At 40.8% G+C, this 19,668-nt stretch carries 19 protein-coding genes and 1 tRNA gene; 14 read left to right on the forward strand and 6 right to left on the reverse strand.

The annotated features are described in order from the left end of the window. Window positions 1-129 precede the first annotated feature (129 nt). Window positions 130-378 (forward strand): hypothetical protein, encoded by a 249-nt coding sequence (locus tag KME09_16615; protein ID MBW4535561.1) that lies wholly within the window; start codon window positions 130-132, stop codon window positions 376-378. Between the two features lie 429 nt (window positions 379-807). Here the strand turns inward: KME09_16615 and KME09_16620 are convergent. Continuing rightward, window positions 808-881 (reverse strand) — tRNA-Pro (locus KME09_16620). A gap of 128 nt (window positions 882-1,009) precedes the next feature. Here KME09_16620 and leuB point away from each other — a divergent pair. Further along, on the forward strand, window positions 1,010-2,104 hold the full coding sequence (gene leuB / locus KME09_16625; protein ID MBW4535562.1) for a 3-isopropylmalate dehydrogenase: 1,095 nt from the start codon (window positions 1,010-1,012) through the stop codon (window positions 2,102-2,104). A 96-nt stretch (window positions 2,105-2,200) separates the two neighbouring features. Here the strand turns inward: leuB and KME09_16630 are convergent, their stop codons facing one another. Beyond that, the gene (locus KME09_16630; protein MBW4535563.1) at window positions 2,201-3,328 is read right to left on the reverse strand and encodes an AI-2E family transporter; all 1,128 of its coding nucleotides are present in this window, start codon (window positions 3,326-3,328) and stop codon (window positions 2,201-2,203) included. A 62-nt stretch (window positions 3,329-3,390) separates the two neighbouring features. Continuing rightward, entirely contained in the window at window positions 3,391-3,792 is a 402-nt protein-coding gene (locus KME09_16635; GenBank protein ID MBW4535564.1) for a response regulator, read from the reverse strand. 402 nt (window positions 3,793-4,194) lie between these two features. Here KME09_16635 and dapB point away from each other — a divergent pair, with 402 nt between their 5' ends. The 3 genes from dapB (at window position 4,195) to KME09_16650 (ending at window position 6,706) form a co-directional block, all read left to right on the forward strand. Beyond that, window positions 4,195-5,022, forward strand: coding sequence for a 4-hydroxy-tetrahydrodipicolinate reductase (gene dapB / locus KME09_16640; GenBank protein ID MBW4535565.1), 828 nt, complete (start codon window positions 4,195-4,197; stop codon window positions 5,020-5,022). 440 nt (window positions 5,023-5,462) lie between these two features. Continuing rightward, entirely contained in the window at window positions 5,463-6,398 is a 936-nt protein-coding gene (locus tag KME09_16645; protein ID MBW4535566.1) for a pentapeptide repeat-containing protein, read from the forward strand. 14 nt (window positions 6,399-6,412) lie between these two features. Beyond that, a complete protein-coding gene (locus tag KME09_16650) occupies window positions 6,413-6,706 on the forward strand; it encodes a hypothetical protein (GenBank protein MBW4535567.1) in 294 nt (97 codons plus the stop codon). Between the two features lie 17 nt (window positions 6,707-6,723). Here the strand turns inward: KME09_16650 and KME09_16655 are convergent, their stop codons facing one another. Beyond that, the gene (locus tag KME09_16655; protein ID MBW4535568.1) at window positions 6,724-7,002 is read right to left on the reverse strand and encodes a TMEM165/GDT1 family protein; all 279 of its coding nucleotides are present in this window, start codon (window positions 7,000-7,002) and stop codon (window positions 6,724-6,726) included. Window positions 7,003-7,098: 96 nt separating this feature from the next. After that, window positions 7,099-7,467 carry a TMEM165/GDT1 family protein gene (locus KME09_16660; GenBank protein ID MBW4535569.1) on the reverse strand — a complete coding sequence of 123 codons (369 nt, stop codon included), beginning with the start codon at window positions 7,465-7,467 and terminating at the stop codon, window positions 7,099-7,101. 310 nt (window positions 7,468-7,777) lie between these two features. Here KME09_16660 and KME09_16665 point away from each other — a divergent pair, with 310 nt between their 5' ends. The 9 genes from KME09_16665 to KME09_16705 all read left to right on the forward strand — a co-directional run bounded on the left by KME09_16665 (window position 7,778) and on the right by KME09_16705 (window position 18,903). Next, window positions 7,778-8,719 (forward strand): class A beta-lactamase-related serine hydrolase, encoded by a 942-nt coding sequence (locus KME09_16665; GenBank protein MBW4535570.1) that lies wholly within the window; start codon window positions 7,778-7,780, stop codon window positions 8,717-8,719. Between the two features lie 26 nt (window positions 8,720-8,745). Further along, entirely contained in the window at window positions 8,746-9,753 is a 1,008-nt protein-coding gene (cydB, locus tag KME09_16670; GenBank protein ID MBW4535571.1) for a cytochrome d ubiquinol oxidase subunit II, read from the forward strand. A 443-nt stretch (window positions 9,754-10,196) separates the two neighbouring features. Further along, complete coding sequence (locus KME09_16675; GenBank protein MBW4535572.1) at window positions 10,197-11,573, forward strand: AAA family ATPase; 1,377 nt, start codon at window positions 10,197-10,199, stop codon at window positions 11,571-11,573. Between the two features lie 15 nt (window positions 11,574-11,588). Beyond that, on the forward strand, window positions 11,589-13,028 hold the full coding sequence (locus KME09_16680) for a hypothetical protein (GenBank protein ID MBW4535573.1): 1,440 nt from the start codon (window positions 11,589-11,591) through the stop codon (window positions 13,026-13,028). 1 nt (window position 13,029) lies between these two features. Continuing rightward, complete coding sequence (locus KME09_16685) at window positions 13,030-14,178, forward strand: PAS domain-containing protein (GenBank protein MBW4535574.1); 1,149 nt, start codon at window positions 13,030-13,032, stop codon at window positions 14,176-14,178. Between the two features lie 9 nt (window positions 14,179-14,187). Further along, window positions 14,188-14,820, forward strand: coding sequence for a response regulator transcription factor (locus tag KME09_16690; GenBank protein ID MBW4535575.1), 633 nt, complete (start codon window positions 14,188-14,190; stop codon window positions 14,818-14,820). 463 nt (window positions 14,821-15,283) lie between these two features. Beyond that, entirely contained in the window at window positions 15,284-16,510 is a 1,227-nt protein-coding gene (locus tag KME09_16695) for a ScyD/ScyE family protein (protein ID MBW4535576.1), read from the forward strand. Between the two features lie 520 nt (window positions 16,511-17,030). Next, the gene (locus tag KME09_16700; protein MBW4535577.1) at window positions 17,031-17,948 is read left to right on the forward strand and encodes an AraC family transcriptional regulator; all 918 of its coding nucleotides are present in this window, start codon (window positions 17,031-17,033) and stop codon (window positions 17,946-17,948) included. A gap of 316 nt (window positions 17,949-18,264) precedes the next feature. Continuing rightward, window positions 18,265-18,903, forward strand: coding sequence for a response regulator transcription factor (locus tag KME09_16705; GenBank protein ID MBW4535578.1), 639 nt, complete (start codon window positions 18,265-18,267; stop codon window positions 18,901-18,903). 244 nt (window positions 18,904-19,147) lie between these two features. Here the strand turns inward: KME09_16705 and KME09_16710 are convergent, their stop codons facing one another. Then, window positions 19,148-19,579 (reverse strand): hypothetical protein, encoded by a 432-nt coding sequence (locus tag KME09_16710; protein MBW4535579.1) that lies wholly within the window; start codon window positions 19,577-19,579, stop codon window positions 19,148-19,150. Window positions 19,580-19,668 lie beyond the last annotated feature (89 nt).

Below are 19,668 nucleotides of genomic sequence, written 5' to 3' on the forward strand. Positions count from 1 at the left end.
TAGGAAAAGCAGCGATCGCCCGTATGCTAATTGAGAAGGATGAAGGCGCTAGACCTAGCGAGGTAGGGATGGAATTGATCGCAAAATGGGAACGAATAGAGGACGAGATCATCAAAGAGGAAGCAAATAATGAACAGGAAGACTGAAGAATTCTTTGCTCTCAAGCACGCTATAGATGACCAGGTTGCTCGTTTAGGTTGGTCAAAGGAAAGATGTATCGTTTACATCAAGGATCGCTATGGGGTACGTTCTAGGCTGTCTATGACAGATGAACAGTTAAAACACCTTTTGAAGACCCTTAGTAAGATGAGTACTTCGATTGTTAGTACTAAACCTAGTACTAAAGTTGACAGAAGACGGAGGAGGAGGCGTATCTAGGAAGTGTTTAACAACTTGTTAAACAACTATGAGGAATGCTCTACCGAGGACAAGGCGAAATACTTGCTGTTCTCGGTTTTTTAGTACCTAGCGCTTAAATAGCTATAGTCTGATCGGCTCTATACAAGAATATTCTATCAGCTCTAGCACTCCTGGGATTACCGCTCATGCTAAATGTTTAAAGAGGTACTTGAGCTAGAAACGAGGTAGGACGGCTATTTGACAATTTTAGATAATTGTATTAAAATAGGCAGTTTTTTTTGCTACGAGCTAATTTAAGCGCTTAAATAATTGGGGTATGCATGTACCCGCTTCTCTTTCGTTCAGCACTCAGTTATAGTTACTTTTGAGTAAGTTTTGAGTAAAGCGTGCTACCTTCGGGAAGTAGAGGTAGCGGTGAAATCATAAGATTCAAGCCTTAGCGCAGAATCGGGATGACAGGAATTGAACCTGCGACCTCTGCTTCCCGAAAGCAGCACGCTACCAAGCTGCGCCACATCCCGTAGCCGTTATACATCCTAACACATCAATTTTTCTTTAGATTAGCGAATTTGAGGTGGCTGCCAAATGGTAAATTAGTAGCTGTCGCCAACGATATTGAAACAGCATTTAAACATTAAAAACAGTCATTATGACCAAACAGCACCGCATTACTTTACTTCCAGGGGATGGTATTGGCCCTGAAATTATTTCCGTAGCCGTAGAAGTATTAGATGCGATCGCTTCCAAACATGATATGGAGTTTAGCTTTACCAAAGCTTTGATTGGTGGTGCAGCGATCGATGCCACAGGCGAGCCTCTGCCAGAGGAGACTTTAACCGCTTGTCGTAATAGTGATGCAGTATTGCTGGCGGCAATTGGTGGTTATAAGTGGGACAGTCTACCCCGTCACCAACGTCCTGAAACGGGATTACTGGCAATGCGCTCAGGATTAGGACTGTTTGCCAATCTTAGACCAGCAACAATCTTACCCCAGTTAATCGATGCGTCCTCTCTCAAGCGAGAAGTAGTGGCAGGGGTGGATATTATGGTGGTGCGTGAGTTGACGGGTGGAATTTACTTTGGACAGCCCAAAGGGATATTTACTACGGAGACTGGTGAAGCAAGAGGCGTGAATACCATGGCATATAGCGCTAGTGAGATCGATCGCATTGCTCAAGTCGGTTTTGAAACCGCCCAAAAACGTAGCGGTAAACTATGTTCTGTAGATAAGGCTAACGTACTGGATGTTTCTCAACTATGGCGCGATCGCGTTACGGCAATGGCAGAAAATTATCGCAATGTAGAGTTAAGTCATCTTTATGTAGATAATGCAGTCATGCAACTGTTGCGCGCCCCAAAACAGTTTGATACGATCGTCACTGGCAATTTATTCGGTGATATTCTTTCTGATGCAGCAGCGATGCTCACGGGTAGCATTGGTATGTTACCTTCTGCCAGTTTAGGTGAGGCTGGTACGCCTGGCGTATATGAGCCTGTTCATGGATCTGCCCCTGATATCGCAGGTCAAGATCTAGCTAATCCTTTAGCGCAGGTATTAAGTGCAGCGATGATGTTACGGTACGGTTTAAATGAGCCTGATGCAGCGACGGAAATTGAAATGGCGGTCAATCGAGTTTTAGACCAGGGTTATCGTACGGGAGATATTATGTCCCCTGGAATGAAAGCTGTAGGGTGTCAAGAAATGGGACAAGTTTTACTCAAATCACTGAGCAATGAGCAGTGAGCAATGATCATTGAAAGAAGAGGTCTTAAACCTGATTAATTAATTGTTCGCGCGTTCATTGATAAGCAGATCATCCCCATTTTTAAATCATTAAAATTAACTTGCTCCTTCAATCTCTGATGTAATTACTACAGGCGAAGACGATTTGGAGATTTTAGTTGGATTGGTGCTGGCTTGTTTTGCTCCAGGGCGATCGCCTTTTTTGCCCCAATTGCTCAAGATATCTTTGATTAAAATTTCTTCAATCCAAACCTGGGAGACAACAGTTAGGGGTAGTGCTAAGAACAGACCAATAAAGCCAAAAAAGATGGCGAAAGTAGCTTGAGCTAGTAAAGTTACTGCTGGTAACAAAGAGACTTGTTGCTTCATCACCAAGGGAGTCAAAACATTACTTTCAGCCTGTTGAATCAGAACATAAAGTATGAGTACTGCTACTGCTTTCCACGGCGCATCAATTACAGCTAAAATTATGGGTGGAATACAGCTTAAAACAGCTCCTAAATTGGGAATAAAAGTTAATAAGCCAGCCAGTAGAGCATTTGCTAGAGGAAGCTGCACTCCCAAAATTGATAATCCCAACCAGCTTAAAAGGCTGATCACCAGCATATTGAATAAAATTCCTTGAGTCCAACCCCCCAAAGCTCGTTCGCATTTTTTGATAATTTGAGCAGCGCGACGACGGTAGAAAGAGGGAAAAAAAGCTAAAAACAACCGTAAATAGGGATGAGGACTGACAAGTAGCATAAGTGTAACCACTACAACCAGTAGGATATTAACAGCAGCACCTAAAGAACCAGAAAAAACTGCATAGAAGTTACTAAAAAGCTGAGTCATTACGTTTGGTAAATTACGAGTAACGTTCTCTAGTTTTTGGATTTCTCCGACTAACTGTTGGGGAACTCGTTCCTGCAACCATGTCAACCAGACGGCAATTTGGTCTACAGCTTGGGGTAATAAATAAAGAGAGTCCTGTACCTGATCGATGAATGGAGGGATAATCAACAAGGTAAAGCCAATCAACAATAACAATAGTAAAGTTAAGGAGAGAACAATTGATGTACCCCGTTTCTTTATTCCCAACCTCATTAAATATCTGACTAAATAATTAATTGCCGTTGCCAAAGCTACCGAAGCAAACGTTAGCAGTAAAATGAAGCGAATTTGCCACAGAATATAAATGGCAATTATTAGCGCGATCGCGCCAGCGAAACTACTAAAATTCACAATAAAACCTACACACTAAAATTTATTTTAATCTCATCTGTTTATACAGTTTAAGCTATCAATTAAATTAGACAAGGACTTAAATATTTAGTTAGCTTGTCTTCCAACTCTTCAAGAAGAAACGGTTTACAGATATAGTCCTCAAAACCAGCACTTCTAATCAGTGCTTGGTGATAAAGATTGGTTAATCCTGTTACAGCGATAACTGGAATATTTCTAGTAAATAAATTAGATTTAAGTTGACCTATTACTTCAAAGCCAGACATATTTGGCATAATTATGTTTAAAAGAATAAGATCTGGTGTCTTATCTACTGCTAAATCTAAAACCCTTCTGCTGTCACTAACTGCATAGCATTTAAAATTTAACGCTTTTAAAACATAGCTGATTAAAAGTAAATTATCATCGTTGTTATCTACAGCTAATACAGAAGGAACACTTGTTGAGCGTTTTTGATACAACATTATATTTTAAGTAAGCTTAATAAAATATCAAGACTCGATCGCGGTTGTGTTGTCTAGAGTAATTCCCCGTAAAGTATTAACGCAAGACAAGAATTTATACTTATGTACTTAATCAGGATTAGATAAATTATTTCTGCCCCAAAGATTGGAAAAAAATAAATTTATGTATATGTTAATTTTAGAATTATTATCGATAATACGATAATACAAATAAAACCTTTAATTGGTATTAAAAATTAACTTTTGTTCAAGATTATATTTACAAAATTTATTTATATGTGTTGTTTGGATAAGGCTTTTATAGATCGGGATCGATGAATTGATAGGTTTGGACAACTCAATTTGGTTTAAAATTTGGTTTAAAATTGTTCTCTAAAGACTTGTAAGCAACATAAAAAACAGATGACAGATAAATCACCAATTCCCGTAGTAGTTAATGGTGCGCTAGGTCAAATGGGTCGAGAAGTAATTAAAGCTGTATCCCAGGCGGAAGATATGATGTTGGTTGGGGCAATCGATCTCAATCTTGAATATTCAGGTCAAGACATTGGCGAAATCATTGGCATTGGTGCGTTAGAAGTGCCTGTGTTAAACGACTTACAAAGTGTTTTAGTTTTAGCGACGCAAGAAAAAGTGCAGGGAGTAATGGTAGATTTTACTCATCCTGATAGTGTGTATGAAAATACTCGTAGTGCGATCGCTTATGGAGTTCGACCCGTAGTTGGTACTACAGGCTTAAGTGATAAACAACTACAAGATTTAGCCGAATTTGCCGAAAAAGCCAGCACGGGAACGTTAATTATTCCTAATTTTTCCATTGGCATTGTTTTACTTCAACAAGCAGCTTTAACCGCCTCAAAATATTTCGACCACGTAGAAATTATTGAGCTACATCACGATCGCAAAGCGGATGCGCCTAGTGGGACAGCGATTAAAACGGCGCAAATGCTGGCAGAAATGGGTAAATCCTTTAATCCACCCAAGGTAGAGTCTAAAGAGACAATGGCAGGCGCTAGAGGTGCTACAGCAGAGAGTAATATTCCCATCCATAGTATTCGTTTGCCAGGATTAATCGCCCATCAAGAAGTGCTATTTGGTTCGCCTGGAGAACTTTATACATTACGTCATGATACTAGCGATCGCTCTTGCTATATGCCTGGAGTATTGCTGGCAATTCGTAAAGTAACTGAATTAAGCTCTCTTATTTATGGTCTAGAAAAAATAATTTAGCTGGCTTTTACAGCGATTTTCATGATTAATAGACTATGTTTTTAATTAGTTAGCTTTTAGCTTTTAGCTCTTAGCTCTCAATACGTAGATTTTATCTAGAACCCAATAATCATGCTGTTCGTGGAACTTATATAATACGCTTCTAGAAAAGCTTATAGCTTATAGTTTATAGCTAAAAATGAATCACTGTAATTTTTAATTCACATTAGGCGTTTAGTACAATTACTTTAAAAACTCTAGCTTGTTTACAAATCGAATTAGAAGCTTAGCTAAAATATATTAATACCTATAATGATTAAGAGTTATTAGACTACTCGATTCTCAAAACAACTATATTTAAAATTAAATAAAGGTTAATTGGTAAATTTGGTAAATTTAGGCACTACCACTGCCTAATAGTTTGAGTTAAACATAGGAAAAGTTGAGGAAGGATTGCCATAGTGATTCAAAACCTAGAACAACACTATAAAGTATTGGGACTAGAGCCAGGTGCATCTCTGGAAGAAGTTAACCAAGCATACAAAGATTTGGTGTTTATTTGGCATCCCGATCGCGTTCCCCAAGACAATGAACGACTAGTCAAAAAATCTGTCGCCAAAATTCAGCAGATTAATGAGGCGCGGGATTCTTTACGTTCGTATCATCGTCAACATAAGCCAGCAGCTAACAAACCAGCCAAATCAGCTGCCTATTCTAGCAACACGAGTCAAAGTAATCGTCAAGCTTATCAAGCAGATAATTCTAGTAGTAAAAATCCTTATAGCGATCGCTATTCCACCTATCGCGCACCCTATAGCGATAGTAGAAATCGTCAACAAACCTATTCTCGGCCTCATTACGAACAAACCAAAAGTTACGAACAGCCACGTCATTGGAACTACCGAGAGTATTATTCTGCGCCAAATAACCCTGAACAAAGTTCATCAAAAGATGGCTATCGGGATTTTCGGGAAACTACGAAAAGTTCTCCTTCCAGTCGTCCAGCCGAAAGTAATCCTCAAAGACCATATTACAAAGACCTTCGGGGTGCAGATCTAAGCAGATCGAACTTTAAAGAAAGAGATTTTTCTGGTCGAGATTTATCCCAGGCTAATCTTTCCTACGCTGATTTAAGCGATTCTTTCTTACATAAAATTATTCTCGAAGAAGCTAATCTTCAGGGTGCAAACCTCAAAGGTGCTAATCTGCTTCAGGCAAACTTACGTAATGCCGATTTAAGAGATGCTAATCTAATTGGCGCAGATCTTAGCGGTTCAGATCTAAGCGGGGCAAATCTTAGTGGGGCAAAAGTAGGCTTTAATAACAAAATTATGGTGAAGATAACTGCCGTTAAATTGACGGGTGCAACTCTACCTGACGGTTCAATTCATCCTTAAAATTGTTTAAATTAATGCGAGTAAAACTTCAAGACAATATTCTCTCGATTAATCACGAAGATTTACCAGAGTATAAAAAAGGGGGTTCGATAGTTCGTAATAGCTATTTTTGGGCCTTAAAATCTATTTCTTGCTATGCTTCAAGACAAAAAGATTGGGAATACGATCCTGAAGTTTGGGTAGCCTTGGCCAGAATGCTAATTTCTTTTACCGAGTCTGGATATTTAGGCGATCGCGAAACCTGTCTGGAATTTCCCCAAGACACCCCCATCCCCAGCGAATTGCGCTCCATCTCCAGCTATTTTTAAGTAAAGGCGTTTCCCCCCTACACGGCATCTTTTGTCCACAAAATTCGCAATGCCATAGTTGCAAAACCGATCGCTGCTAAAGATTTTAATAATTTTTCAGGTAAAAACTGTGCCACTGTACCACCAGCTAAAACGCCAAGCAAACTAGCCAAAATCAAGGCGACTGTCGAACCAATAAATACGGCACGGGGATTATTAGAACTGCCTCCGAGGGCGATCGCTGCAAGCTGGCTTTTATCACCAATCTCGGCTAGGAATACGGTAACAAAGCTGATGCCAATTAGTTGCCAGTCTATGTCAGTTATCATGGGATATTTTTTATTAGTTTTTTATGAGCTTTTTGTAAGTTTAAATCTACAAATTAAATCTACAAGTTAAATCTACAAGTTAAATTAAAGGTTAATTATGTCACCAATCAACCAGGCAGTAATCAACAGTAGCAGAATAGCGACGGATAAATCTAAGGTTTCAGGGGTTAGTTTTTTTGATAGCCAGTAACCGATAAAAACTCCAATCAGACTAGTGGTAATTAAAGCCAATGCCGAACCAATAAACACAGTCCAGGGTGCTTGAGACTCTGCACTCATCAAAAGAGTAACTAACTGCGTTTTATCTCCTATCTCCGCCAGAAAGATCGTAATGAATGTCGAACTAAAAACTAACCAAAAATTGCTTGGCTGTTTTGGTTTAACATCATTTATTTGAACAATAGAAGATGGTGGAGTAATTGGTTCTAGGGATTTGCGATCGCCTGTTTTCATTATTTAGTTTATTTATTGTGAAATTACGACTTTCTAGCTTTAATGGCAATGAATTTAATTAATGCCCTGCTATTGTCGCAAAAATCGGTCGAGATCTCCAAAAATAATCACAGAATTTGCCGACGCGATAAACTAAACGATAGATAAATAAAACATTAGTAATTACTGATTACTGATTACTGATTACTGATTACTGATTACTGATTACTGTCCATTGTGACGCGAGCTTGCGAGCTAATCCTTTAGGACTCATTGTTCACTGCTCACTGCTCACTGCTCACTGCTCACTGCTCATTGTTAATTGATTCCTATGCCTTTTTTCCGCCAAGACGAAAGACTAGCCAAAATTACCCAACAAATTCTGCAAACTACTAGAGAAAAATTTCCGACCCTTAAGAGAGATAAAATTGCTCTAACCTGGATTGTGTATGAAGAACCTGTGATTGTAAATACGGGAGGAGCTTTATCTGTTAACGAGTTTTGGCAATATCAGGTCAAAGGATTTAGCTACCGAGGAGTAGAAAGAATTTATCCCGCCAGCATCGTCAAACTATTTTACTTAGTGGCAATACATGAATGGCTACAGGGAGGAATGATTAGTGAGTCTTTAGAACTCAACCGCGCAATTCGTGATGCTATTGTCACATCGAGCAATGATGCTACTAGTCTACTAGTAGATGTCTTAACAGGGACTACTAGTGGGCCAGAATTACCCTCCAATCCCTTTGAAACTTGGCAGAAGCAACGCAATATTATCAATCGTTATTTTGCCTCATTAGGATGGTCGGAATTAGAAAGTATCAACGTCAACCAAAAAACCTGGTGTGACGGTGCTTATGGTAGAGAAAGAGCATTCTTAGGAGAACTAATGGAAAACCGTAATATGCTGACTACAGATGGAGTTGCCAGACTATTACACAGTATTATTGGTGGAGTTGCCATATCTTCAGAGCGATCGCAAAAGATGATGCAGTTACTCAAGCGTAGTCTTAATCCAGCGGAATTTGTTGACAGTGACGGCGAGAACCAAATTACAGGATTTATTGGCGAAGCTTTACCCCCTAATGCTCGGATTTGGTCAAAAGCTGGTTGGACGAGTCAGGTTCGCCATGATGCTGCTTATGTAGAAATACCAGGAGTTTCACCTTACCTACTAACCATATTTACTGAGGGTAAAGATAATGCTCAAAACAAATCAATTTTACCCTTCATTTCTCGGCTAGTTGTTGAATCAGTAATCAGTAATCAGTAATCAGTAATCAGTAATCAGTAATCACTATGGAAGCTTTAGATAATTTTCTCCCTCAAGTCTGGTTTGCAATCTTGGCATTGTTTTTATTTCTCTACGTGATGTTAGATGGCTTCGATCTGGGGGTAGGAATACTTTCAATTACAGCCTCCAGCGAAGAACGTCGCAGCATATTGATGACTAGCTTAGGAAATGTTTGGGATGCTAATGAAACTTGGCTAGTTTTGATGGGAGGAGCATTATTTGGCGCTTTTCCTCTAGCCTACGGCACAATTCTCCAAGCTTTGTATATCCCGATCATGATTATGATCTTTGGTTTGATCTTTCGCGCGGTGGCATTTGAGTTTCGGGAACATTCTAATACGAAGTTCCTTTGGAATGTAGCATTTGGTGGCGGTAGTTTCCTCGCTGCATTAGGACAAGGATTTGCCTTGGGAGGCATTTTACAGGGAATTAATGTTGATAGTGCTGGTCATTTCATTGGTGGAACATGGGATTGGTTTGGTTTGCGATCGCTTTTAGTCGCTTTAACTTTAATTCAAGGTTATGTTTTAATTGGTTCAACCTATTTGATTTTAAAAACTGAGGGAGAGCTACAAACTACCCATAATTTAACTGCTAAAATTTCAGCGGTCACAACTTTCATCGGTGCAGTATATCTAACGGTAACAACTCCTATCTTCTCTGTAAGTGCAAGAGAGAAGCTATTTGATGCTCCTTTAGTTTACATCTTTGCTCTAATTCCTCTCTTGGGTGCTTTGTTGATTTTTCTACTACTTAAAAGCCTTTTTTCCAACCAAGAAAATCGACCTTTTGTCTGGACTCTACTCTTATTTTTGTTATCTTTTATTGGCTTAGGATTAGTTATCTTTCCTTATATTATTCCTACCCAAATCACTATCTACCAAGCTGCTGCCAGCCCTAGTTCTTTAGTTTTCATGGTTGTCTTTATTGGTTTTCTAATTCCCATTATGCTGGCTTATAACATTTATAACTATATTGTTTTCAAGGGTAAAGTTATTACTGAAGAATATTAGTAAAGGGCTTTGTCTTAGTTACTAGCTCTTAGCTCAATCAAAAAAAGCTTTTTTTGGTAACTAAAGAAATCCAAAGACTTAGCAAGAATGTATTACCTAACCTAACTATTAGTTTAGCTGAGATATTTTAATCTATTTAGCTGCTCTTTTAATTAATGTTCCGATTGTTAGTACCAAGTTTTCTTTAGTTAATTAATAGCATTTTGCCTATCAGAAAAATTGGGGAGGAGAATACCTTAAAGATTTAGATTTTACGCGATCGCCTGCTACTGGGCTGCATGATTATCCAAGCTTGTGGCAGCATTGAGTATAGGGCTAATCTGGGAGATTTTAGCTCGACCTACAGTCAGCACTATCTTTGTTAAATATTTAATCTCTTGGAGTTGGGCAAACGATGTATTTTGTAATAATAGAGTTGATGACACTCATTGGGACAAAGTTTAATGATTACCCTACCTGGAGTTGCCATTCACAGTAAAATCTATGAAAGCTCGGCTTCTCTGGTGTATCGGGGTATTAGAGAGCAGGGTAATCGTGCAGTTGTCGCTAAGGTTCTTAAGCAAGATTATCCCTGTGTTGGCGAATTAACTCGCTACAGACAGGAATATGAAATTACTCATTCTCTCAACATCGATGGCGTAGTTAAAGCATACAGCCAGCAGGACTATCAGTGCACGCTCGTCATCCTTCTAGAAGACTTTGGTGGGGAGTCTTTAGAACGCTTACAGCAGCAGAGATCGGACATAATTTTGAAACTGATGGCGAAAAATGCCGAAGATCGCTATCAAAGTGCCTGGGGCATCAAAGCAGATTTAGAACGCTGCGCGAGGCAACCAGAAGAGATTGGTCAAATTGAGCAAATTCAATTAAGTCTTCAAGATGTTTCCGAACAGTTTCAAATTCCTCAAAAACTGTATGGACGAGAAGCAGAGATCGAAGCATTATTAGTGGCGTTTGACAGAATAGCCGAGAGGGAAAATAAAGACAATTCCCAACAATTCAGCGTCGAAATGATGCTGGTTTCTGGTTACGCTGGCATTGGCAAATCAGCATTGGTGCAGGAACTCTACAAACCTATCACGGCAAAGCGGGGCTATTTTGTCTGGGGTAAGTTTGACCAATTCGAGCGCAATATCCCCTACAGCGCGATCGCGTCTGCCCTCCAAAAATTGGTACAACAACTACTTGGTGAACCTGATGAGCAGTTGCAACAGTGGCGATCGCGTCTACTTACTGCTCTAGGAAGTAACGGACAAATCATCATTAATGTTATTCCTGAAGTTGAGTTAATTATTGGCAAGCAGCCACCCGTATCAGAAGTTGGAGCAACGGAAGCACAGAATCGCTTCAATTTAGTCTTTCAAAATTTTGTGCGGGTGTTTTGCTCAAAAGAACATCCCTTGGTAATCTTCTTAGACGATTTACAGTGGATTGACTCCGCAACGCTAAGGTTAATCGAGTTAATATTACTCGACGAGCAAATCCAATATCTATTTTTGATTGGAGCTTATCGAGATAATGAAGTGACTCCAACACATCCACTAATATTGACGCTGGAGAAACTGCAAAAACAAGGGGCAATAATTCAGGAGATTACCTTAGCACCCTTAACGCCCGAACCTTTAAAACAATTGATTGCTGAGACGCTACATCGCAATATTGACACCGTGCGTTCCCTACCCAAATTAGTGTTACGTAAAACCGAGGGTAATCCTTTCTTTGTCAATGAATTTTTACGAATGCTGTATAGCGAAAATCTGTTGACATTTGATGCAAAACAGTTGAACTGGCAGTGGGATATTGCCCAGATTGAAGCCTAAGATATTGCCGATAATGTGGTGGAGTTGCTGCTGCTCCAGTTAAAGAATCTGCCAGAAGAAACACAGCAAATTCTCAGTTTAGCCGCTTGTGTTAAAGCTGAATTCGATCTAAATACTCTAGCGATCGCCGAAGGTGAAAAATCGCCGCAAGCAATTTCTCTAGATTTACTAGCAGCTATCCAAGCTGGATTAATTCAACCTCTATCTGAATTAGACGAAAACTTGTTAGTTCAAGAGTATAAGTTTTTGCACGATCGCGTCCAGCAAGCTGCTTATGCTTTGATTGACGAATCTCAAAAACAATTTGTCCATCTGCAAATCGGTCGCAATTTACTGGAAAAAACTTCACTCCAACAGCGATCGGAACGACTGTTTGAAATTGTAGATCATCTCAATCGCGGAATTGAGCTTGTTAGCAATCGAGCAGAACGAAATGAAATTGCCAGATTGAATTTAATCGCAGGTCAGAAAGCAAAAGCCGCGATCGCTTGTAGTGGGGCAAAAGAATATTTAGCGATTGGAAGAGAGTGTCTGGTAGTTTCTAGCTGGCAAACTAACTATGAACTGACATTAGATTTATATTTAGAAACAACAGAAGTAACATACTTATGTGGCGATTTTGAGCGGGTAGAATATTGGGCAGAAATCATTCTACAAGAAGCGAAAACGATTCTTGACACTGTTAAAGTATACGAAATCAAAATTCAAGCCTATATGGCACAGAGTCAGCCATTAAGAGCACTCGATACAGCCTTACAGTTTTTACAGCAACTTGGGGTTAGCTTTCCCAAAAAGCCCACTCAGCTAGAGATCGATCTCGAACTTAACGCAATCCTATCCCGCTTTAGTGAAACGTCGGTTGAGAGCTTGATTCGTTTGCCGAAAATGACCGATCCAAATAAGTTAGCGATCGCACGAATCTTATTAAGAACAACGGCTGTTGCTGCTATGGCTGCTTCTAACTTGCACTCTCTAATTGTGTCTAAGTTAGTTAATCTATCGATCGAGTACGGCAATGCATCCGTGTCTGCTTGTGCGTACGTCAGGTTCGGCTCTATTCTCTGCGGAATGACGGGAAACATTGAGCTTGGTTATCAGTTTAGAAAATTGGCGTTAAAGCTATCATCACAGATCGGCAACCAGCCACTTAAAACCCAGATATTAATGAATGTAAGTCACATGATTCTTCACTGGAAGGAGCATAATAGAGAATCACTTGAGCGTCGGTCAAAGATTGCTCAAACATACATGAAAATCGAAAATGCTCAACTTTATTCAAAGCTGCGGAAGAGCGAAAGCAAAATAGCTCAGTTTTTTGAAGCTGTCCCAGTGGGGATTGCGATCGTGGATGCGACTGGTCGTCCTTACTATGCCAACCAACGGGGTAATCAGCTAATGGGGAAAGAAACCGATCCTTCTGTAGCACCAGAGCAAATTTCAACACAAAGCCGTTGAATTGTTGAAGTGGAATGATGAACTACAAAACTTTGAAGTACAGCTCCGCAAACAAGATGGCACATTGTTTTGGGGACTTTACTCCTCTCGTTTGAATGCAGCCGATGGATGTATGGAAGGTGTGATTGCAGATATTAGCGAACAGCAAGCTGCGCTACGCGAACGCAAGCGGGCAGAAGAAGCTCTACAAGCCTCAGAGACAGAGCTACGGGCTTTAATTGCAGCCATTCCCGATCCGTTATCTGTACTGACTGCCCAAGGGCAAATCATCGAAGCGATCGCCGTGGTACCAGATCTGCGATGTCTCCCCATTGAAGAAATGATTGGTAAAACACTGCATCAAATTTTTGCCAAAGAACAAGCCGATGAATTTCTAGGCTATATTCAGCGGATGCTTAGAACCCAACAAATGCTCACAGTCGAATATAGTATGTTTTTGAATGGGCGAGAAACCTGGTTTTCGGCTCGCATTGCACCAATTCGGCACGAGCAGGTGATTTGGCTGGCGCGAGATATTACGGCTCGCAAGCGTGCAGAAGAAGCCTCAATTCTGGAAGAACGCAACCGCATGGCACGGGAAATTCACGATACTCTAGCCCAAGCATTTACAGGTATTCTCATCCAGGTCGGTGCGGCAACTCAAGTACTAGATGATTCAGAAGCTACCCAAGCGCATTTAGACACGATCGAAGAATTAGCCCGTACAGGACTCACTGAGGCGCGTCGCTCTGTAACAGCACTTCGTCCTCAGTTATTAGAGGATGGCGATTTATCGACTGCTTTAGATCGCTTGGTAAACCAGATGAGACCCGCGACCGATACTGCTCTGATTTATACAGTTCGGGGTATAGCCTATCCCTTACCCGCCGAGGTAGAAAATCACTTACTGCGGATCGGACAAGAAGCACTGACCAATGCGATTAAATATGCAAATGCTAGCAAAATTTGGATTGAGTTGGGATATGAAGATGCAGGGTGTAGCTTGCGTGTAAAAGACGACGGACAGGGTTTTGGAGTTGGCGGCGTTCCACCTATAGGCGGATTTGGATTGTTGGGCATGAGTGAACGAGCAGAGCGAATTGGAGCGCAATTGTCAATTAGAAGCCAACCTGGGCAGGGAACAGAAATCATTGTCATTGTCAACCCTTGAATGAGAATTATGAGCGACCAATCGACTACAATTCGGGTTTTGATCGCTGACGATCATTCTATTGTCAGACAAGGATTGGCAACCATTATTAACCGCGATCCAGAAATGACGGCGATCGCTCAAGCAGAAGATGGGCAGCAGGCGATCGCTCACTTTCGCGAATACCAGCCAGATGTTACGCTGATGGATTTGCGAATGCCACAAGTCGGAGGAGTTGAAGCTATTACGGCAATTTGCGCTGAATTTAAATCTGCTCGAATTATCGTGCTAACTACCTACGATGGTGATGAAGATATCTATAGCGGTTTGCACGCAGGCGCTCAGGGCTATCTGCTCAAGGATGCTAAACCCAACGAGCTGCTTCAAGCAATTCGCACAGTTGCTCGCGGTCAGCAGTATATTCCGCCAGAAGTGGGGGCAAAACTGGTGCAGCGCCTTAGTAATCCAGAACTGAGCGAACGAGAGCTAGAGGTACTTGGTCTAATGGCGCAAGGGATGAGCAATCAAGAAATTGCAGCAGCCTTAACTATTGCTGAAAGCACGGTAAAATCTCACGTGAATCGCATTTTAAGTAAATTAGATGTAAGCGATCGCACTCAAGCTGTGATTGTGGCGGTTAAACGGGGAATTGTTAATTTGTAAGCATAACTTTAGTAAAAATCTGGATTCCAACTAAAGTTGGAGTCAACTTTCCATCGATTGATGGACTGATTCATCAATCGCTTTATTGAGTAAAAGTTTCAACTCTCAGTGGACGACAAGTAAAAGTCAATTTTATATATTGAATTTATAAACACTAACAACAGATTCATTCTCACGCTCGACGTGCGGCACAAGCGGCAGCCGCTCAAGGTCAGTTTGGGTAGATGCATGACATTTTGTTCGTCCATCAACAAGAGTTTAAATGCGTAACAGCTTAACTCAACAATTTAAACGTCTTACTGGCATGACACCAAAACGGATTCGCTTTTCACCATTCATCATCAGAATCTGAAAGAAATTGAGTATTGGAACTCAGTAAGCTTTAGGTAGGTAGAACGAAATTCTGGCGATTTTTTTGTCCGCTACCGAAGATAAATCGTTGTAAATTCACAGGAAGAAAATCATGTCTGAAACAGTAAAAACACCACAAATATCGCAAATTGAGGTGCTGGCATCTAATCTGGATGGCCCACGCAAGCTGAGCTTTGATTCTGATGGATCACTTTATGTTACCGAAGCAGGACGAGGGGGAACAGGAGCTAGTGTTCCGTCTCCAAGTCAACCAGGGGCGTTTTTGTCCTATGGCGCAACAGGTGCAATTACCCGCATTCAAAACGGAGATGTGGAACGAGTTGTAACTGGACTACCATCGCTGGCATTACCCGATGGCTCCGATGCTTCAGGTATTAACGATCTTGAGTTTGATGCCGATGGAAATGCTTATGGAATTGTTGGGCTTGCCAGCAATCCAGCCAATCGAGACAGCCTTTTACAAGTGACTGATTTTAGCCATTTAATTGCGATCGATAATTTTGACGGCGGTGCTTCTTGGACAAGATTGACCGATTTTGGCGTTTACGAACAAAACAACAATCCCGATGGGCAAGATGTGATTACCAACCTCTATGACTTGCTGATTGAAGATAATACAGCCTATGTCATTGATGCAGGTGGCAACGATCTGCTCAGTCAAAGAGCCTTTGGTGGCGAGCCAACTTTAGAAACCGTCTTTCCCACTACTACCACAACCGATCCGCTTACGGGTGAAGAAATAGTACGGCAGCCCGTTCCTACCTCGATCGCAGTCGGCCCTGATGGTGCTTTTTATGTCGGTGAGTTGACTGGGGCTCCTTTTCAAGCAGAAACAGCAGAAGTTTATCGGCTTAATGCCGAAGGTCAGCCAGAGGTTTATGCAGAAGGGTTTACAAATATCGCCGATCTAGCTTTTGATGAGTCTGGTGGTCTATATGTCTTAGAATATGACGCAGACGGGATAGCAAATGGAAGCGATGCAGGTGCGCTGATCTATATGTCTCCAGATGGTAAAACTCGCACTACAATCGCAGATGACGAGCTAATTAATCCAACGGGTTTAGAAATCGGTTCTGATGGCGATATTTACATTTCTAACAAAGGCTTTTTGGCTGGAGAAGGAGAGGTATTAAAGTTGAGTTTAGAAGAGGATGCCAGCTTTAATCTCGACCCGATTGACGATTGGGCAAAGCATTACGGGACGACGAGTGGGGCAGATGGCGACCCAGCAGATGTTTACTCTCCAGACGCGTTTGATTATGGGTATAACACGGGTGGCGACCTCGATCCAAATGTAAACGCGAGCGGGTTAATTTAACTCATATCTTGCACCATGCTCAATAGACCGCTCCTCGATTGAAATTACTACCTCTAACTTACTTGTGATGAGTGACTGGGAGACTGGGAGTCCTAAAGGATTCGCTAAAGTACTAGCTCCGCGACATATGCGTAGCGGTATCCTTTAGGACGAAGTTAGTCCTTTAGGGCTTCGCTCCGCGTCAGAGTTTAAGATTTTTTTCTTTATACAAATAAGATGTAGTTTAAATGCGATGGGAGCTTATCTGTTCAACTCCTACTTTTTCAAGCTTGCCCTAATTAGAAAATTAGAAAATTTTATCGTTTAGCGATCGCAACAAACCGAGGTTTGATCTTCCCCAATAATCAATTAATGGTTTCAGAAACAGTTAAGACATCAGAAGTATAAACGGCTGTCCTTTGGGCGATGCCTAGCGTGGGCTTTGTCCAATCGCTTTTGGATAAATATCAACACAATCCTGAAGATTTTTTTAGTGACATAACCAATCTAAAAGTAGCATTAAGTAAAGTAAATCAGTCAAATGTTGAAAACCAAATCTGTGACAGGAAACTTTGTTAGTCCAGTTGAACTCAGCCAACGGTTGAATAAAACTGTGGTGTTATCCAGTCGGCAACTAGGCTGGAATGGCATCTTGGTCGAGCAATGCCAAAATCACAGTCACGCAACTTCATCCTTTGAAATAGAGCTTCCCGCCATATCAGATCATTGGCTCAACTTACCCCTGGGTCATCCCACCTCTTTGATCCAGAAACGTGACAATCGCCTGCATGAATCAATCGTTCAAAAAGGGGACACTATCCTTATTCCTGCTGGACAACCGAGTTACTGGTGTCGGCATAAAGGTGACATCTGCACTCCGCTGCACATCTGCTTAAAACCAAAGTTTATCAAACAAATTGCTGATGCATCTGAAATCGATACAAAGGGGATTGACTTGATCAACTGTTTTGGTAAGCAAGATTTACAGCTTCATCAGATCGCTATGCTTCTTTTAGCTGAGTTGCGATCGGGTGGCATAATGGGACGATTATATGTTGAATCTTTAACTCAAGCGTTAGTCATTCATTTGCTGCGACACTATTCTGAGGTTACACACATTACACCCCAGAACAGAAGTTTAACTGGCGTTCAGTTGCAGCGAGTAATTGACTATATACACAGTCACCTTGATCGCGATTTGTCATTGGTTGAAATTGCCAAAGTCATTAATATCAGTCCGACTTATTTTGCCAGTTTATTCAAACGTGCGATTGGCACTTCTCCACACCAATATGTAATTCAACAGCGGGTGGAACAGGCAAAATTGATGTTGTCAAAAACCGATTGGGCGATCGCCGATATTGCCTTACAAGTGGGCTTCTCCAGCCAAAGTCATCTAACACAACAGTTTAAGCGCCTCACGGGAATGACACCCAAGCAGGTTCGCCCTTCACCATAAGAATCTGACAAATTTTCAGAAAAATCTGAAAGAAACTGAGCGCTAGAACTGGCTACACTCCAAGTAGCAAGGAAGAAAGGACTTAGACACAATGAGAAAGCAACTGATTAATCCGCCAGAAACAAATCCCTTCTCTAAATAAATATCTCCGTCCGATCTCAGCCACCATCAAGCCATTTCTGTCCAACAAGGGACACAGCGCGGAAGACGTTGAAAATATGTATCAAGCGATGAATCTCTCAATGATTTTCGACAATCTCACCAGTTTTTGTTTTGTACTTAGCTTGTTCTCTAAATTAATATGGAGTGTGCAATTATGATTCGCCTTTTACTAGTAGACGATCAAGAATTGGTCTGCCAGGGGTTACAGGCAATGTTAAATCTAGAGTCAGATATCCAAGTAGTTGGCGTGGCAAACAATGGTCAAGTTGCCATTCAGCAGGTAGAAGCTTTAGAACCAGATGTCATCTTGATGGATATTAGAATGCCTGTCATGGATGGCAGAGAAGCAACCAGAATTATCTCTCAGCGATTTCCCGAGATTAAGGTTTTGGTTGTTAGTACCTTCGATGAAGATGATTATATTGCCCATTCAATTAAAGCAGGAGCCAAAGGATATTTGCTCAAGGACATGCCCGTAGAAGAGTTAGCTCAGGCGATTAGATTAGTCGCTCGCGGCTACAGCCAAATGGGCCCTGGGCTGATGGAAAAAATGTTTGACGGAATAGTTAGCGATCGCAGCCAGACAAAAAGCGAATCGCCTGAACTATTAGAGTTAACTGCCAGAGAAATAGATGTCTTAAATTTAATTGGGACTGGTTGTACTAACCGTGAAATTGCTCAACAACTCTATATTGCCGAAGGGACAGTTAAAAGTCATGTTACTCATATTCTCAATCGGCTTAATTTACGTAATCGAGCGCAGATTGCTATTTATGCCAATTCGGTAAAGTAAGCTTGCTAACTAACTGCTTGATATATTTTAGTCAAGCTAATTAGTTACTAAAAAGACTATTCTTATAATCAATATTTTTCTGTCATTCCAAAAAAAGTTTAACTGAGTGTCATTCGGTTAACACATCAGAATCTGAAAGAAGTCAGGCATTAGAACTTAGTACCTTTGAGATAGATAAAAAAAAGAGCAGCATATGAGCGAGCGCCTTTTTTCCGCTTATGATCAAATTCTTTAGAGCTAACAGCTAAGAGTTAATATATTCAACTAATGCTGTTTCTAAACTAATAATTAATCCATCAATATCGCTATTCATAGCAGTAAAACATTCAGCAGGAGTTATTTTAGGTTGAAAGTTAATTAATTTTAATTGCCCTTTGCCAATGCCCACAATTACCACCTCGACGGCTGGATCATAATGATCGACAATACCTAATATTTCCTGGACAATACCTCGAGTATTTTTGTTGAGTTTTTCGAGGCTATCTTGAGAACAGGCGACAAAGTGTGGGACAGGTTGTAAGTCAATTCCTAACACATCATCGCTTTCTCCCCATTCTTGTTTTAATCCCCAGGCTAAAGCTGCAAGCTGTTGTTCATAGTCAGTTACGAACAAGTCAAGTTGCGATCGCCATTTTTGTTCAGCTATTTCTGGTCGATTGTCGCCAAAATCAAACATATAACCCAATTTAAATATTCTGATTTTTGTTCAGCAGCTAATTGTCAACTTTTCTAGACGCTCGCTAGAAAATCACTGCATCAATATTC

Source organism: Pleurocapsa minor HA4230-MV1, assembly GCA_019359095.1.
In the GTDB taxonomy this organism is placed as follows: domain Bacteria; phylum Cyanobacteriota; class Cyanobacteriia; order Cyanobacteriales; family Xenococcaceae; genus Waterburya; species Waterburya minor.